Source organism: Streptomyces sp. NPDC005181, from assembly GCF_040608395.1.
Taxonomy (GTDB): domain Bacteria; phylum Actinomycetota; class Actinomycetes; order Streptomycetales; family Streptomycetaceae; genus Streptomyces.
Genome location: NZ_JBEXID010000271.1, coordinates 1 through 1,046, shown reverse-complemented (window position 1 = coordinate 1,046; position 1,046 = coordinate 1). Strand labels below are relative to the sequence as shown.

Below are 1,046 nucleotides of genomic sequence, written 5' to 3'. Positions count from 1 at the left end.
GTCATCTTGCCGAGCCGCTCGTCCAGCATCTTGCCGGTGAACTTCGGCCACCAGAAGTGGAATCCGGCGAACATCGCGAAGACCACGGTGCCGAAGACGACGTAGTGGAAGTGCGCGACGACGAAGTACGAGTCCGAGACATGGAAGTCCAGCGGGGGCGAGGCCAGGATGACGCCGGTCAGACCACCGAAGAGGAACGTCACCAGAAAGCCGATGGCCCAGAGCATCGGTGTCTCGAAGGACAGCGATCCCTTCCACATCGTGCCGATCCAGTTGAAGAACTTCACACCGGTGGGTACCGCGATGAGGAACGTCATGAACGAGAAGAACGGCAGCAGCACACCGCCGGTGACGAACATGTGGTGCGCCCACACGGTCACCGAGAGACCCGCGATGGCGATCGTCGCGCTGATCAGGCCGACGTAGCCGAAGAGCGGCTTACGGCTGAAGACAGGAATGACCTCGCTGACGATCCCGAAGAATGGCAACGCGATGATGTACACCTCCGGATGGCCGAAGAACCAGAAAAGGTGCTGCCAGAGCAGCGCGCCGCCATTGGCCGCGTCGAATACATGCGCCCCGAACTTGCGGTCCGCCTCCAGCACCAGAAGTGCCGCCGCCAGCACCGGGAAGGCCAGCAGGACCAGCACACCGGTCAGTAGCACGGTCCACACGAACATCGGCATCCGGAACATCGTCATGCCGGGCGCGCGCAGGCCGATGATCGTGGTGATGAAGTTGACCGAGCCGAGGATCGTGCCGAAGCCGGAAAAGGCCAGACCCATGATCCACATATCGCTGCCGATCCCCGGCGAACGGACCGCGTCGGTCAGTGGGGAGTAGGCGAACCAGCCGAAGTCCGCGGCGCCGTTCGGGGTGAGGAAGCCGGCCACCGCGATGATCGAGCCGAAGAGGTACAGCCAGTACGCGAACATGTTCAGCCGCGGGAACGCCACGTCGGGCGCGCCGATCTGCAGCGGCATGATCCAGTTCGCGAACCCGGCGAACAGCGGCGTCGCGAACATCAGCAGCATGATCGTGCCGTG

General features: G+C 63.3%; 1 protein-coding gene. It reads right to left on the bottom strand.

What is annotated here, in order from left to right:
• Positions 1–1,046: cbb3-type cytochrome c oxidase subunit I (locus tag ABZV38_RS40565; RefSeq protein WP_356334000.1), on the bottom strand; the 1,046-nt coding region annotated here is incomplete at both ends.